Origin of the sequence: Actinomyces oris (assembly GCF_001937665.1) — a bacterium.
GTDB lineage: Bacteria > Actinomycetota > Actinomycetes > Actinomycetales > Actinomycetaceae > Actinomyces > Actinomyces stomatis.
In genome coordinates this window covers 36,975-51,811 of record NZ_MSKL01000026.1, presented here as the reverse complement: position 1 = coordinate 51,811, position 14,837 = coordinate 36,975, and the positions used below count along the sequence as shown (strand labels likewise).

Here is a 14,837-nt window from a genome sequence, read left to right as displayed (position 1 = left end):
CCCGCCGACACCCGGAAGGCCCCATCGCATTATTCCTCCGAGTCAGGCACTGTCGTCACAACTGGCGGAGTTGAGGGATCGGATCCCGAGTAGACGTTCAAGTCACGGAAATGGGGACGCAGAAGGTTCTCCGGACTGAGAATCTCATCAAGAACAGATTCTTCGAGCAGCCCCATCTCCAGAACCACCTCTCGTACGCTGCGTCCTGAACGGGCACACTCTCGCCCCACCATGTCGCCATTGTGATGGCCGATTACCGGGTTGAGGTAGGTAACGATTCCGATCGAGTCCAGCACATTGCGACGGCACACCTCCTCATTGGCCTCGATCCCCACGATGCACAGCTCCCGCAGGGTCGACATCCCGCGGGTGAGAAGATTGATGGACTCAAAGATGGCCTGGGCGATCACGGGTTCCATGACGTTGAGCTGGAGCTGTCCGGCCTCAGCGGCGAAGGTCAGCGCGACGTCATTTCCAATAACCTTGAAGCAGACCTGGTTCACCACCTCCGGGATCACCGGATTGACCTTGGCCGGCATGATGGAGGAACCGGCCTGACGCTCAGGCAGCCTGATCTCCCCCAGCCCCGCACGGGGCCCGGAGGACAGCAGTCGCAGGTCGTTGCAGATCTTGGACAGCTTCACCGCCAGGCGCTTGATCGCCGCGTGCATCGAGACGTAGGCACCTGTGTCACTCGTGGCCTCCAGCAGGTCATGCGCTCCTCGAACATCCAGACCGGTGATCTCCCGCAGATGCCTGACGACAGTGCTCTGATAGTCCGGCGGGGTGTTGAGGCCCGTGCCGATCGCCGTGGCACCGAGGTTCACCTCCAGAAGCAGAGAGGCGTTGTTGTGAAGCCGGCTGACCTCTTCCTCCAGCAGGACGGCGAAGGCCTCGAACTCCTGTCCCAGGCTCATAGGAACAGCGTCCTGAAGCTGAGTACGCCCCATCTTCAGAACATTGACGAACTCCACTCCTTTGGCGCGCATGGACGCGATGAGTCGCTCGAGCTCCTCGATAAGCGAGCCGACAAGAGTGAACAGCCCCAAACGAAATCCAGTCGGGTAGGCATCGTTCGTCGACTGGGACTTGTTGACATGATCGTTGGGGTTGACGATGTCATAACGCCCCTTGGCATATCCCATGAACTCCAGCGCGAGGTTGGCGATCACCTCATTGGTGTTCATATTGACACTGGTCCCGGCGCCTCCCTGGAACTGGTCGACCGGGAACTGATCAAGGCAGCGTTCAGCAACCAGCACCTGGTCGCATGCCCACACAATCGCACCAGCAACCTCCGGGTCAAGAGCTCCCAGATCACTATTCGCTAACGCCGAGGCCTTCTTCACCTGCACCATGCCACGAACAAAGGCCTCTTCATCACCGACCACCGATCCAGAGATCTGGAAGTTCTCCATCGCACGGAGCGTATGGATTCCCCAATAGGCTTCCAATGGAACCTCCCGTGCGCCAAGAAGATCCTCCTCTGTGCGGGTTGCCTTCGTCATCTTGAGCCTCCGAGTTGTCTAGCTAGGTGCCTGCTCGTGCACATCTATGCTGACATACGGCGCACACGCTCAGGTCATTGCAGATTCACATACTATGGCTTCCACAATGGTTACGCTATTGTAACCTGTGCAATCCACTCCGTCCGTGCGACACACCATCATCAGTTATCCCCGTATTTTCAACACAAACTCGTGTCGGATCACACGCCGCGCCAATCGCGAACCTACTGTTCTCACGATATTCCAGTCGGTAGCATCCACAGCATGGATGAGTTGAGCGCTCCGGGAGTGTCTGCACTGCGACAGGCGCAGGACACAATTATTGAACACTCACTGGACCGCATCAGTTCGGCCCATGATTTCTACCGAACCCTGCCGGAAGGATCGCGCGACCAGATCGCAGCGGTGGCCCGCCTGGGTGTCACCATGTTCGTCGACTCGGCGGAGAACCCTTCGACCCCATTGGCCCCCTCCCAGATCTTCTCCGTGGCCCCTGCCGCCCTGACCGGCGTTATCACGCTGGAGCAGACCCTGGCTCTGGTGCGCACGGTCCTTGACGTGGTTGTTGACGAGGCTCCTCGCGCCGTGCCGGAGGAGGACCATGACACCGTCCGCATCCTCGTCCTGACCTTCGGGCGCGACGTTGGCTTCGCCGCGGCTGAGGTGTACGCCCGAGCAGCTGAGGCCCGAGGCGCCTGGGACGCCCGGTTGGAGTCCGTAGCGGTCGACGCGATGCTCCACGACGCCCCTGAGGACGCCGCGACCCGAGCCGGGACTGCCGGCTGGAACGGAACCGGACCGGTCGTGGCCATCGCCGCCAAGACCACGCTGGATGCGCTCGGCGTCTCCAGGTTGCGCCACGAGTGCCGCAACCTGGCCAGTGACTGCCTGGTATCAGTTCGAGGAGACTCCGTCCTCATCGTCCTGGGCGACAGCCCGGCCGCTCACAGTCCGACGTCCAAGCGCGCCTCCCGGGACGCCACTGCTGAGCAGCTGGTGGACCAGGCGGCCATGCAGGTGGCCGGTGGCCTGGGAGGGTCGGCCGTCGTCGGCCCCGTGGTCTCGGGAATCTCGCACGCGGGCCGCTCACTGCGCTCAGCCCTGGCGGGGCTGCGAGCCCTGCCCGGGTGGGCCGAGGCCCCCAACCCGGTTCATGCCGATGACCTCCTCCCCGAGCGGCTCCTGGCCGGAGATGAGCTCGCCGGCGAACAGATCCTCAATCTGGTACACGCGCCCCTCCACGAGATGGGCGACCCCTTCGAGAGCACTGTGGCCACCTACCTGGCCCTGGGCGGGAGCCTGGAAGCCACCGCGCGGAACCTGTTCGTGCACGCCAACACAGTGCGCTACCGCCTGGGCCGGGTCAGTGAACAGGTCGGCTGGGACGCTACGAACGCCCGTGACGGCCTCATGCTGCACATGGCGATCATCGTGGGCCGACTGGCTGTCAGCCGAGAGGCCTGACGCACCACCGACGTGGTGAGCATCCACGTACCCCTCCTAGACGACCGGACCGTCCGTCCCCTTCGGACTGGTCCGGTCGTGGCGCTATGACCACACGTCGGTCACGACCCGATCCCCAGTAGCGCTCCGATGCCGGAGCACCCCTTCTCATCTGGGACAATGGTCCAACCTGCGGCGCCACCGCCGGAGAACCACAACCATCATCGAGCCACAGCGCCGCACGGATCCGGATGCTCCGTCGCGGCGTCAGAAGGAGCCACCATGGCTGAGCAGAGCAACGACGACGTCCTGTCCGTCATCACCGAGATCGTCAGCGAGGAGTCCGGCGTCGCCGCCAAGGACATCACCCGGGACACCACCTTCGCCCAGGACCTCGACGTCGACTCCCTGGGGCTGCTGACCATCGCCACCCAGGTCGAGGAGCGCTTCGGTGTGGCTCTTGACGACTCCCTCATCCCGACTCTGCCCACCGTCGGAGCGCTGGTTGACCTGGTAACGTCCAAGAAGGCCTGACGACCTCATGAGCCCGGAAGCCGACTGCCGCCCTGACGACGTCGTCGTCACCGGCCTGGGGACCGTCAACCCTCTGGGCGCTGACATTGAGTCCACCTGGAGCGCCCTGCACGGGGGCACCTGCGCGGTTCGTACCCTGGAGCATGAGTGGGTTGAGCGCCATGATCTGCCTGTGCGGATCGGCGCTCCCCTGGCGGTCGATCCCGCCGAAGTGCTCCCGCCCCGCCAGATGCGCCGTCTTGACCGCGCCAGCCAGTGCGCGCTGCTGGCCGCCCGCCAGGCCTGGGAGCAGGCGGGAGCCCCACAGATCACCTCACAGCGTCTGGCGGTGTCCGTGTCCCCGGGAATGGGGCCGGTCCTGTCGGTCATGGAGGCGTGGGACACCCTGAGGGACAAGGGGCCCCGGCGTGTTCTGCCAACGGCGGTCCCCGCGCTCATGCCCAATGCGCCGGCGGCTGCCGTCGGGATCGAGCTGGGGGCGCACGGCGGTATCCACGCTCCGGTCTCAGCCTGCGCCTCGGGGGCTGAGGCCATCGCCTACGGTGCGGACCTCATCGCTCTGGGGCGGGCCGACGTCGTCGTGGCCGGGGGCACGGATGCAGCTCTCCATCCGATGACCGTAGCCGCCTTCGGCGCCATGAGGGCCCTGTCGACGCGCAACGCCGACCCGCAGACCGCCTCACGCCCCTTCGCCCCGGACCGTGACGGCTTCGTCCTGGGTGAGGGTGCCGGAATCCTCGTCCTGGAGCGCGCCGCGCACGCCATGGCCCGTGGAGCGCGAGTCCTGGCCGTGCTGGCGGGTTCCGGGGTCACTGCCGACGCCTACGACGTCGCACGCCCCGAGCCATCGGGGGCGGAGCAGGAACGAGCCCTGCGACTGGCTCTGGGCCGTGCGAGTCTTGCCCCCAGCGCCGTCGGGCACATCAACGCCCACGCCACCTCGACACCTGCCGGCGACGTCGTCGAGGCCGGTGTCCTGGCCAGGACGGTGCCGGGTGCGGCCGTCAGTGCCACGAAGTCCGCCACCGGTCACCTCCTGGGTGGGGCCGGGGGGCTGGAGGCGGTCCTGACCGTGATGGCGCTGCAGGAGCGTTGGGCCCCGCCCACGCTGCTTCCCGCCGGAGTGGACCCGGAGGTGGTCCGACTCGGGCTGGACGTCGTTGGGCCGCAGGGCCGGGACGTGCCCCGGATGACGGCGGCGGCCAGTACCTCCTTCGGCTTCGGGGGGCACAACGTCGCGCTGGTCTTCACCCGCCAGTAGTCGTCCTCGGGTGAATGGCGCCTCGAGGCATCGCCTGTGACCCACCACGCTGGACCCGGTCGATCTGGTCAGGCACAATAGCCGTGCATGCCGCGTACGTCATGACATGAGCCCGGTTGCGGGTCGAGACCGTTGGGGAAGGCGAATCTCGAAACCAACCAGGAGGCGATACTCATGATCGGTGCCTACACCCGCGGTGTACTTTTCGTGCATTCAGCACCTCGGGCGCTCTGCCCCCACATCGAGTGGGCCGCGGCCGAGGTGCTCGGTTCGCGTGTCCACCTGGACTGGACCGAGCAGCCTGCGGCCAGGGGCATGATGCGGGCCGAGACCAGCTGGGTGGGGCCGGCTGGGACAGGCGCCAGTCTTGCGTCAGCCCTGCGCGGCTGGGCGAACCTGCGCTACGAGGTGACTGAGGAGGCAAGCGCCGGCACCGACGGCGGCCGCTGGTCCCATACCCCTGATCTGGGCATCTTCCACGCCCAGACGGATGTCCACGGCAACGTCGTCGTTCCCGAGGACCGGATCCGTGCCGCGCTCGTCTACGCAGCTGATCCCGAAAGGATGCGCCGCGAGCTCGACCTGGCTCTGGGGCAGGCCTGGGACGATGAGCTCGAGCCCTTCCGCTACGCCGGAGCCGGCGCGCCCGTACGTTGGCTGCACCGCGTCGGCTAGGAGGACGCCGAGCAGAGCTCACCGAATCGCCTCCTGAAAACCGGGTGGGGCAACAGGTTTTGCGACCTGTTGCCCCACCCGGTCTACATCCTGGGGGCATCACAGTCCCTGCGCTCGCAGCTCCTTCATCGCCTTGGCCCGGTTCTTCCGGTCGAGGCGATCGAGGTAGAGATGGCCCTCCAGGTGGTCGCACTCGTGCTGGATGCAGCGGGACATGAGCTCCTCCCCCTCGACGACGACCTCCTTACCGTCCAGGTCCACGCCCTCGGCGCGGGCGTACCAGGCCCGCTCCGTGGGGAACCACAGGCCCGGTACTGACAGACAGCCCTCATCACCGTCCTGATACTCGTCCTTGGAGACCTCGACGATCTTGGGGTTGAGGATGTAGCCGATCTCGCCGTCGATGTTCCAGGAGAAGGCACGCAGACTGATCCCGATCTGATTGGCGGCCAATCCGGCCCGGCCGTCCTCGTCGACCGTCTCGAGCAGGTCCTCAACCAGGGCCTTGACGGAGTCGTCGATGTCAGTGATCCAGTCGCACTCGGTGCGCAGGACCGGGTCGCCAATGATGCGGATGTCGCGGTATGCCATGGCGGCATCCTCCCATGACCGAAGCGACGAGGTCATGTCCGGCCCGTCTCGTGATCAGGTGTTCGCCCGCCTCCGACGTCATTCGCCGCAGGCCGGATGGATTCCGAGTGTTCACGTATGAGAAAGGAAGAGTCCCCGGCCTTATCGGCTGAGGACTCCCCTGGTGGCTCCTGCGGCTGGACTCGAACCAGCAACCGTCCGATTAACAGTCGGATGCTCTGCCATTGAGCTACGCAGGAATGCGTGTGATGCGCAGTGAACTTTAGCAACATCCCGCGGCGACGTCGAATCCGGCGAATCACAGAAAACGCCGCCATTCCAAGGACATCCTACCGTGTGGGCAGGCCCACACCCTCTCGGACTCGGTTTTCCAGCTCCTGAAGCGCCTGGCGATCCTCCACCTCGACGATCTGTGAGATCAGCGGCCGGGTGACGGAGTACAGCTCACCGTCCCCACCGCGGCGCACACTTGCCGTGGCAGTGGCGCCGCCGGGAAGCGTTGTCACTGCGCTGTGGACGATGGCGGCCTCCACCCGCTGGCGCAGGGCCTTGGCGAAGGGGGCCACGTCTGCGGAGGCGTAGGCATCGCCGTTCCGGACTCCTGCCGGAACCTTCAGAACGAGGTCCTTGCGATCCTGCTGCAACCACCTCAGGGTGAAGACACGCTCCTGCCCGTCCCAGCTCCCCTGCTCCACCTCGTCCCAGGCGTGGATCGTGGGCCTGCTGCGCCCGTTGAAGACCACGAGGGAGCCCGTAGTGGCCACCGCCCACGCTGAGCCATCCGCCTCCAGAGGAACGGCTCCCAGGGCGGGCTCGCGCAGCTGCTCGCGCATCTCCAGCGGAAGTGCGGCGGTAGAGCGGGTGGATGAGCCTTGACGACGTCGCAGGATCGGCATAAGCGTCAGGCTACCCGCACCTACTCACCTGCTGGGCCACCGGCCGGCCTCAGCTTCCCTGCCTGATCTGCATGCGGCGCTGCTCGAGGGCGGCGATCTGGGAGAACAGCTCGCGGTAGCCCTCCTCCTGCGGCGACATCCGCCGGTGGCGTGAGCGCATCTCGACAAGCCGGCGGTTGATGCCCATGACGGCGAGGGAACCGAGCACACCTTTGGCGTAACGCTCCAGTCCGGAGGTGTCCACCTCGGTGCCGCGCCCCCGGATCGTGGGAAGTGGCAGGGGTGCCACGGCGAGCTCGGTGATGGCGGCCTCGACCAATCCGATGGCGCCGTCACGGACCTGCTGGAGCCAACGCAGCGTGGCGCGGCGCTGCGCCTCCTGCTCCCCCATGCCTGCGGCCACCGCCTGCTGGACCAACCCCGGAACCTCCGCAGTGCCTCCGGCGGCGGCGACGGCCTCGTAAACGGCCCGGTGGGTGAGTTGGCCGAAGGAGTCGGCCCCCAGGTCGTCAGCACCGGCTTGGTGGGCCGCCACCGGGAACTGGATGATGACCGCCAGGGCCTCGCGCTCGAGCTGCTCGACGGGATCGGTCACCGGCGGCAGCCCCCGCACGGGGACGGCGGCATCGGGGCCGGCGGTCTCATCGGCGGGCCACTGGCCGCCCCGTGCCGCGGTGGGCTGCACCCCTCGTCTCCCGGCGGCCTGCACCGCAGCATGGACCTCGGCATCGGGCAGGCCCAGCCATCCGGCGAGCCGTCGGGTGTACTCGCGCTTGAGTGCCCGGTCCCGGATTCCGGCCACCACCGGTGCCGCCGAGCGCAGCCCCCGGACCCGCCCTTCGGAGGTGTCCAGGTCCAGGTGGGACAGGGAGGTGCGGATGACGAACTCGAACAGCGGCACCCGCCGGGACAGCAGGCGCGGGATGCCCGAATCTCCTTCCTTCATGCGCAGGTCGCAGGGGTCCAGGCCTCCGGGGTCAACGGCCACGAAGGTCTGGGTGGCGAAGCGCTGGTCCTCGGCGTAGGCGCGCAGCGCGGCCTTCTGTCCGGCTGCGTCTCCGTCAAAGGTGAAGATGACCTCACCGCCTCGGGCCTCACGCCCCTGACCGGTGACGACGCCCGCGGCGGGATCGTCGACATCCCCCAGGAGACGGCGCACCACCCGCACGTGGTCCGCACCGAAGGCGGTCCCGCACGTGGCCACGGCCGTCGTCACCCCGGACAGGTGGGCGGCCATGACGTCGGTGTAGCCCTCGACGACGACGATCCGGTGGGAGCGGGCGACCTCCCGCTTGGCCAGGTCCAGCCCGTAGAGGACCTGGCTCTTGTGGAAGACGGGGGTCTCCGGGGTGTTGAGGTACTTGGGGCCCTGGTCCTCCTCGGAGAGCTTGCGCGCCCCGAAGCCGACGGTGGCTCCGGTGACGTCCCGGATGGGCCAGATGAGGCGGCCTCGGAACCGGTCGTAGACGCGGCGCCCGTCCTGCCCGCCTCGGCTGCACAGGCCGGAGTCGACCAGCTCGGCCTCGGTGTAGCCGGCGCTGCGCAGGTATCGGGCGAGGTTGTCCCATCCTGCCGGCGCGTAGCCGACGCCGAAGTGCGCGGCGGCATGGCGGTCGAAGCCCCGGGACGTGAGGAAGTCCCGCCCCGGTTGGGCCTCCGGGGTGGCGAGCTGCTCGCGGAACCAGGCCTCGGCCAGACGGTTGGCGTCCATGAGGCGCTGACGAGTACCCGGCTCCACCCCGCGCCGCACCGCGCCGCCCTCCTCGTAGCGCAGCTGGACCCCGGTGCGGTCGGCGAGGTACTCGACCGCCTCGGCGAAACCGAGGTGGTTGATCTTCTCGATGAAGGTGATGACATCACCGCCCTCGCCGCAGCCGAAGCAGTGCCAGTAGCCGAGCTGGGGGCGCACGTGGAAGGAGGGGGTGCGTTCGTCGTGGAAGGGGCACAGCCCCTTGAGCGAGCCGACTCCGGCGCTCTTGAGGGTCACGTGCTCACCGACGACGTCCTCAAGCCTGGCGCGCTCACGCACCGCCTCGATGTCCTCACGCCTGATCAGTCCCGCCACAGGACCATCGTAGGCGAGGGCTCCGACATCCTGCGCCAGGGTTTGCTGAGCGCCGGCTAGACCTCGGAGAACATGCCGCACAGCCGGGCGTGCCAGGCCCGCGCGGAGGTATCCGTCAGGGAGGCGATCTGGTCGACGACCACCCGCAGGCGCTCATTATCGTTCTCGGCCCGGTTCCAGACGTCGAACAAAATCGGGTCGATGCCCTTCCCGCCGCCGGTCATGAGGGCATCGGCGAGGTCGAAGATGAGGGTGCGCTGACGCAGGTAGACCGGTTCATGCTCCCGGGGCTCCATGACGTAGCGCACCGCGATGCCCTTGAGGAGGAGGATCTCCGCAGTCGTCTCCTCGGGGATGACGAGCTCGGCCTCGTAGCGGGTCAGGGGCCCGTTGCCGTAGGTCTGACGTGTGGCGGTGGCGACCACTGAGACGAAGCGCCCGATGATCTCACTGGTGAGGTTCTTCAGGTGTGCTGCGTCGGCCACTGAGCCGTTGTAGGAGCGGATCCAGTACGGCTGGCCAGACAGTCTCTCGAAAGCCGCCCCGAGAGCGTCGGCACTCAGGTCGGTTCCGTACCAGGCCCTCGTGGCCTCGAGCAGCTCATCGACCTCATGCGGGTCGGTCAGGCAGGCCGGGTCCATGCGTCCCAGGGCGATGGCGTCCTCGACATCATGGACGGAGTAGCCGACGTCGTCGGATAGGTCCATGATCTGCGCCTCGATGCAGCGCCGGCCCTCCGGAGCTCCCTGACGCATCCAGGTGAAGATCTCAGCGTCGTCGTCATAGGCGGAGTACTTGCGCAGACTGCGTCCGCTCGGGCCACCCGGTCCCCTCCCCTTGAGCCAGGGGTACTTCGCGACGGCGTCGAGGCTGGCCCGCGTGAGATTAACGCCGACCGGTCGCCCGGTCTCATCAAGGGTCTTGGGCTCCAGCCTGGTGAGGATCCGGAAGGTCTGGGCATTGCCCTCGAAGCCTCCGATCTGGCGGGCCACGACGTCGAGTGCCTTCTCGCCGTTATGCCCGTACGGAGGATGGCCCAGGTCGTGGGACAGACAGGCGGTATCGACGACATCGGGGTCGCATCCCAGCGCCTGCCCCAGGGCGCGCCCCACCTGGGCCACTTCCAGGGAGTGGGTGAGCCGAGTACGCACGAAGTCGTCGGCCGCGGGCCCCAGAACCTGGGTCTTGGCCCCCAGGCGCCGCAACGCCGAGGAGTGCAGGACTCGGGCCCGGTCGCGTTCAAAAGGGGTACGTTGGGGATTCTTCGCCTGCTCGTGAACAAAGCGCTCCACGTCCTGCACCTGGTACCCGGACAGGCCAAGAGCGTCGTGCCCGTCGATACGCACAGGTTCGGATCCAGATTTCTGCGCTGACATAGTCACAAGGTAGCGCAGAAGCGGGTTACCATGGTCGTCACCATTCCGACACCTCCAACACCGTCACTGGGGAGCGCCGGTACCCGATCCCTCCAACATGTGGTCACCACGCACCCTCCTCATATCGATGAATCACCTCTTGGGCGTCAAGCCCCTGGGCACGCGCCCGGCGGAAGGGAGACACTTGCCGTGACCACCACCACGACCCTCGTTCACCGGCCCTACGACGGTCCGGAAGAGTGGTGGCGCCACGCGCTGGTCTACGAGATCCCCTCGCCGGTCCTGGGAGCGCCCGAACTGGATCGCGCCGCCCCCATCATTGAGCACGCCCTCTACCTGGGCATGGATGCGGTGCTCATCCGTCCGAGCCTGCTCGACGTCGACACCGAGATGGACTCGATCCGCCGGTTCATCGACAAGGCCGGTCAGCTGGGGCTGCGCACCATCGTGCGCATCTCCGGCGCGCTCGGTCCGATCACGGGCCCCTACGCCAAGCAGACCACCGGCTTCGTCACCGGCCTCGAAGGAGCCGCCGACGACCTGCTACGCCGTTCGGAGGCCTACCTGCAGGCCGGTGCGGCCGGGATCGACCTGGGCACCATCGTGCCCCCTCAGATCACCAGCGGGATCCGGCTGGATCGGCTCAGCGCCTACTGCGCCATGCTGCACGGCCAGCTGGCCGAGTACGTCGATGAGGGCATCATCGGCGCCGACGTGACCGCCGACTACCCGGAGTCGCTCCGCCATCACCTCCAGGACGACTGGGTGCACCACCTGCGCGACGACTGTCTGACGCTGACACGGTGGAACGCCGAGTCGCTCACGTCCCACCTGACCCGGTCGCTCGATGAGCACGACCGCTTCGGCGCTCCCCCCACCTGGCGCTTCCTGCCTCCCCACATTCTCTCCGAGCACCTGGATCCGGGTGACGGACAGCGCTGGTACTCCGTTGACCACGAGGAACGGCTGCGTCGGGGGCTGGCGCTGCAGGCCATGATGCTGGCTCTTCCCGGCTCGCTCTACCTGCGTCAGGGCGACGAGATCGCCCTGTCCGACTCCGACAAGCCGACCGCTCCCCTTGAGCTGGCCGACATGGTGGCTGAGCACACGCAGGTGCAGTCCTCCGAGTTCGGCTCTCCGGCCGCGACCGTGCGGCACGCGGCGCATGTGCGTCTCGAGTACAACCTGGCCTGCGCGCCCCTGGCCTTCGTCACCGGCCTGGAGTGGTGCCCGCCCCAGACCCTCGCCTTCCTGGTGCGGGGAGTCCTAGTCGTGGTCAACACCTCCGACTCCCCTGTCACTCTGCCGGCTGAGGCCAAGGTTCTTCTGTCCTCTCAGCCCCTGCGTCAGGAGGAGGGGCACCCACTCGTGCCTCCGACAACGACGACGTGGCTGGAGGCCACGACTGTTGCCTAGAACACACGACTGCAAATTTCATTAGTCTCTTGTAATCATTGCATAGGGCGATTAAATTATGGTGCCAAGCGGGGAACTCCTCGCTCCGGATCTGATTCGAAGGAGAATCCCTGTGGCACCCACCCGCCGATCCTTCCTGACGATGGCAGCCCTGGCCTCCACCGTGCCAACGTTTTCAGCCTGCTCCGGCTCGCGCAACGCTGCGGGTACGGCAGCCTCGGGCGGCGCTGCCTCACAGGCGTCTGACGCCTCGGCAGGCGACTCCGACGCCGACCTGGTCATCTGGGCGGATCAGAAGAAGGCGGACTCCCTCAAGGAGATCGCCAAGACCTGGGGCAAGCAGCAGGGCATCTCGGTAGCGGTCCAGACCGTCGCCAATGACTTGCAGCCCAACTTCATCACCGCCAACCAGGCCGGCAACGGCCCTGACATCGTCCTCGGCGCACACGACTGGATCGGCAACCTGGTGCAGAACAGCGCGATCCGGCCGGTCGTTCTGAGCCCCGAGGCCGAGTCCAACTACTCCGACATCGCACTCAAGGCCGTCACCTACGACGGCCAGATCTACGCAACGCCCTACGCCGTCGAGTGCCTGGGCCTGTTCGTCAACAAGGCACTGACCTCAGTGACACAGCCGGCCAGCATCGAGGAGATGATCGAGGCCGGCAAGGCGGCAGGAACCGAGCTCGTCCTGTCGCAGGCCATCGACGAGAAGGGCGACGCCTACAACATGGAGCCGATCTACACCGCCGCCGGCGGCTACATGTTCGGCAAGAACCCGGACGGCTCCTACGATCCCAATGACCTCGGTATCGGCAAAGAGGGATCCATCAAGGCCGCGGAGAAGATCCGCCAGCTCAGCCAGCAGGGAGTCCTCAGGAAGTCAGTCACAACCGCCAACCACATTTCCTTGTTCACCGATGGCAAGGCTCCCTACCTCATCTCGGGGCCATGGGCCCTGGCGGACATCAAGAAGGCCGGTATCGACTACCAGCTCACTCGGATTCCGGGATTCAAAGACATCAAGAACAGGCAGGCGAGCCCCTTTGTCGGGGTCAACTGCTTCTATGTCGCCTCCAACGGGAAGAACAAGGCCTTCGCCGAGACCTTCGTGGCCGACGCGGCGAAGGACATGACCTTCGCGGCTTCGATGTTCCCCAGCAACGAGCTGCCCCCGGCCCAGAAGGACCTCGCGGACAAGCTCAAGGCGGAGCACCCCGACATGGTCACCTTCGCGGAGCTCTCCGCCAAGGCCGATCCCATGCCTGCGATCCCCGCCATGTCCTCAGTGTGGGAACCCCTTGGACGCGCTCAGGCCAACATCGTCGGGGGCGCCGATCCCGCCAGCACTATGACCGGGGTCGGCCAGACCATCAAGGCGTCGATCAAGGGCTCGTAAACCGCCTCAACACCGAAGAGCGGAACACTTCTCCACGCATCCGGTTATTCCTCATACTGCTTTCCCACTTCTGGAAAGGACCCGCAGATAATGACGTCCGCATCCACCACCCCGAGGGAGAAGACCACGACCATCAGAGGTCTCGTCGGTCGCATCATGGTGCTGTCCCTCACGCTGGTCGCAGCGATCTACCTCGTCCCGCTTCTTATCGCCTATCGGATGTGGTTGTGGCTGGGAATCGTCGTCCTGACCACGGGGGCCATGTTCCTGCTGTACTCGACTAAGAGATTCGTACCCGCCAAGTACCTCTTCCCCGGCACGTTCTTCCTCACCGTCTTCCTCATCGTCCCCATCGTGCTGACCATTCAAACCTCCTTCACCAACTTCGGGGACGGGTACCGCGGGACCAAGGAGGAGGCCATCGCCTCCATCACCAACAACTCCATGGTCCGCACGGAGGACTCTCCCACCTATGGCCTGTCAGTCGCGACCGACGGCGACGTCACCAAGGGCCCCTTCTCGCTGTTCCTCGTCAATCCGCAGACCAAGGAGGTGCTGCGGGGAAGTGACGGGAAGAAACTGGAGAAGGTCGACGCCAGCGCCGTGACCGTCGACAACGGCGTGGTGACCAAGGCGGAGGGATACACGATCCTGTCCCCCAGGCAGATCAACACCGCCTACGAGGACATCAGCGCCATGTCGGTTCCCTTCACGGACAAGACCACGGTCAAGGTTCAGGGCGTCAGGACTGCTTTCGAGGGAACCAAGCAGATGGTCTACAACAAGTCCTCCGACACCATTACCAACACCACCACCGGGGACGTCTACTCGGTCAAGAAGGTGGGGCTGTCCGAGCACTTCGTCAACGCCGAGGGAGAGAGCCTGGCCCAGTCCTGGAAGCAGAACGTGGGACTGGCCAACTACTCACGGCTCTTCACTGAGGGCAACCTGGCCTCCCAGTTCCTCAAGGCCTTCGCATGGACCATCATCTTCGCCCTGGGCTCGGTGCTGCTCACCTTCGGCCTCGGTTTCTTCCTGGCGCTGACCCTCAATGATGATCGCATCAAGGGTAAGAAGCTCTACCGCTCCTTCCTCCTACTGCCCTACGCCGTACCCGGCTTCATCTCGCTGCTCGTGTGGTCGAACTTCTACAACCAGGACTTCGGCCTCATCAACCGGATGATGCACCTCAGTATCCCGTGGCTGTCCGACCCGACCATGGCCAAGATCGCCGTCCTGCTCACCAACACGTGGATGGGCTTCCCCTACATGTTCATCGTGTGCACCGGCGCTCTGCAGTCCATCTCCGGCGATGTCAAGGAGGCGGCCAAGATGGACGGCGCCAGTGGTATGCAGGCCACATGGCGCATCGTCACCCCACTGCTCCTGGTCGCCGTCGCCCCTCTGCTGGTGAGCACCTTCGCCTTCAACTTCAACAACTTCAATGCCATCCAGCTGCTGACCGAGGGTGGGCCCTTCCCGGCCGGGGAGTACACACGCGGCGGAACCGACATCCTCATCTCCATGGTCTACCGCATCGCCTTCGGCCGTGCCGGCTCGGACTTCGGATTCGCCTCGGCCGTTTCCGTGGTCCTGTTCGCCGTCACCGGCGTCCTGGCCGCTTTGCAGTTCCGAGCCACCAAGAAGCTCGAAGACGTCAACTGACCAGCCGA

Annotated in this window: 12 protein-coding genes and 1 tRNA gene; 7 read left to right on the top strand and 6 right to left on the bottom strand. The window is 65.9% G+C overall.

Annotated features, from left to right (window positions below):
* Window positions 1–29: 29 nt before the first annotated feature.
* Complete coding sequence (gene aspA / locus BKH28_RS10720) at window positions 30–1,508, bottom strand: aspartate ammonia-lyase (protein WP_075418786.1); 1,479 nt, start codon at window positions 1,506–1,508, stop codon at window positions 30–32.
* A 264-nt stretch (window positions 1,509–1,772) separates the two neighbouring features.
* Between aspA and BKH28_RS10715 the strand changes: the two genes are divergently transcribed.
* The 4 genes from BKH28_RS10715 to BKH28_RS10700 all read left to right on the top strand — a co-directional run bounded on the left by BKH28_RS10715 (window position 1,773) and on the right by BKH28_RS10700 (window position 5,421).
* A complete protein-coding gene (locus BKH28_RS10715) occupies window positions 1,773–2,972 on the top strand; it encodes a PucR family transcriptional regulator (RefSeq protein WP_178388869.1) in 1,200 nt (399 codons plus the stop codon).
* 261 nt (window positions 2,973–3,233) lie between these two features.
* A complete protein-coding gene (locus BKH28_RS10710) occupies window positions 3,234–3,485 on the top strand; it encodes an acyl carrier protein (protein WP_075418784.1) in 252 nt (83 codons plus the stop codon).
* 7 nt (window positions 3,486–3,492) lie between these two features.
* Window positions 3,493–4,746, top strand: coding sequence for a beta-ketoacyl-[acyl-carrier-protein] synthase family protein (locus BKH28_RS10705; RefSeq protein WP_075418783.1), 1,254 nt, complete (start codon window positions 3,493–3,495; stop codon window positions 4,744–4,746).
* Window positions 4,747–4,920: 174 nt separating this feature from the next.
* Window positions 4,921–5,421 (top strand): DUF3145 domain-containing protein, encoded by a 501-nt coding sequence (locus BKH28_RS10700; RefSeq protein WP_075418782.1) that lies wholly within the window; start codon window positions 4,921–4,923, stop codon window positions 5,419–5,421.
* 99 nt (window positions 5,422–5,520) lie between these two features.
* On the opposite strand, the gene def is transcribed toward BKH28_RS10700, so the two are convergent.
* The 5 genes from def to BKH28_RS10675 form a co-directional block, all read right to left on the bottom strand.
* Window positions 5,521–6,012 carry a peptide deformylase gene (gene def, locus BKH28_RS10695; RefSeq protein ID WP_075418781.1) on the bottom strand — a complete coding sequence of 164 codons (492 nt, stop codon included), beginning with the start codon at window positions 6,010–6,012 and terminating at the stop codon, window positions 5,521–5,523.
* 164 nt (window positions 6,013–6,176) lie between these two features.
* Window positions 6,177–6,251 (bottom strand) — tRNA-Asn (locus tag BKH28_RS10690).
* Between the two features lie 90 nt (window positions 6,252–6,341).
* A complete protein-coding gene (locus BKH28_RS10685; protein WP_075418780.1) occupies window positions 6,342–6,908 on the bottom strand; it encodes a hypothetical protein in 567 nt (188 codons plus the stop codon).
* Window positions 6,909–6,957: 49 nt separating this feature from the next.
* Window positions 6,958–8,973: a DNA primase gene (dnaG, locus tag BKH28_RS10680; protein ID WP_075418779.1), complete on the bottom strand. Its 2,016-nt coding sequence runs from the start codon at window positions 8,971–8,973 to the stop codon at window positions 6,958–6,960.
* A gap of 56 nt (window positions 8,974–9,029) precedes the next feature.
* On the bottom strand, window positions 9,030–10,349 hold the full coding sequence (locus tag BKH28_RS10675) for a deoxyguanosinetriphosphate triphosphohydrolase (protein WP_075418778.1): 1,320 nt from the start codon (window positions 10,347–10,349) through the stop codon (window positions 9,030–9,032).
* 189 nt (window positions 10,350–10,538) lie between these two features.
* Here BKH28_RS10675 and BKH28_RS10670 point away from each other — a divergent pair, with 189 nt between their 5' ends.
* The 3 genes from BKH28_RS10670 (at window position 10,539) to BKH28_RS10660 (ending at window position 14,829) form a co-directional block, all read left to right on the top strand.
* Window positions 10,539–11,765 (top strand): glycosidase, encoded by a 1,227-nt coding sequence (locus BKH28_RS10670; RefSeq protein ID WP_075418777.1) that lies wholly within the window; start codon window positions 10,539–10,541, stop codon window positions 11,763–11,765.
* A 112-nt stretch (window positions 11,766–11,877) separates the two neighbouring features.
* A complete protein-coding gene (locus BKH28_RS10665) occupies window positions 11,878–13,164 on the top strand; it encodes a sugar ABC transporter substrate-binding protein (RefSeq protein WP_081380122.1) in 1,287 nt (428 codons plus the stop codon).
* Window positions 13,165–13,254: 90 nt separating this feature from the next.
* Window positions 13,255–14,829 carry an ABC transporter permease subunit gene (locus BKH28_RS10660; RefSeq protein ID WP_075418776.1) on the top strand — a complete coding sequence of 525 codons (1,575 nt, stop codon included), beginning with the start codon at window positions 13,255–13,257 and terminating at the stop codon, window positions 14,827–14,829.
* Window positions 14,830–14,837 lie beyond the last annotated feature (8 nt).

Excerpts from the sequence above, each read along its gene's own strand:
- BKH28_RS10685 (WP_075418780.1), bottom strand. The coding sequence starts at position 6,908 with ATGCCGATCCTGCGACGTCGTCAAGGCTCATCCACCCGCTCTACCGCC.
- BKH28_RS10710 (WP_075418784.1), top strand. The coding sequence starts at position 3,234 with ATGGCTGAGCAGAGCAACGACGACGTCCTGTCCGTCATCACCGAGATC.
- def (WP_075418781.1), bottom strand. The coding sequence starts at position 6,012 with ATGGCATACCGCGACATCCGCATCATTGGCGACCCGGTCCTGCGCACC.
- BKH28_RS10705 (WP_075418783.1), top strand. The coding sequence starts at position 3,493 with ATGAGCCCGGAAGCCGACTGCCGCCCTGACGACGTCGTCGTCACCGGC.
- BKH28_RS10700 (WP_075418782.1), top strand. The coding sequence starts at position 4,921 with ATGATCGGTGCCTACACCCGCGGTGTACTTTTCGTGCATTCAGCACCT.
- BKH28_RS10675 (WP_075418778.1), bottom strand. The coding sequence starts at position 10,349 with ATGTCAGCGCAGAAATCTGGATCCGAACCTGTGCGTATCGACGGGCAC.
- aspA (WP_075418786.1), bottom strand. The coding sequence starts at position 1,508 with ATGACGAAGGCAACCCGCACAGAGGAGGATCTTCTTGGCGCACGGGAG.
- BKH28_RS10660 (WP_075418776.1), top strand. The coding sequence starts at position 13,255 with ATGACGTCCGCATCCACCACCCCGAGGGAGAAGACCACGACCATCAGA.
- BKH28_RS10715 (WP_178388869.1), top strand. The coding sequence starts at position 1,773 with ATGGATGAGTTGAGCGCTCCGGGAGTGTCTGCACTGCGACAGGCGCAG.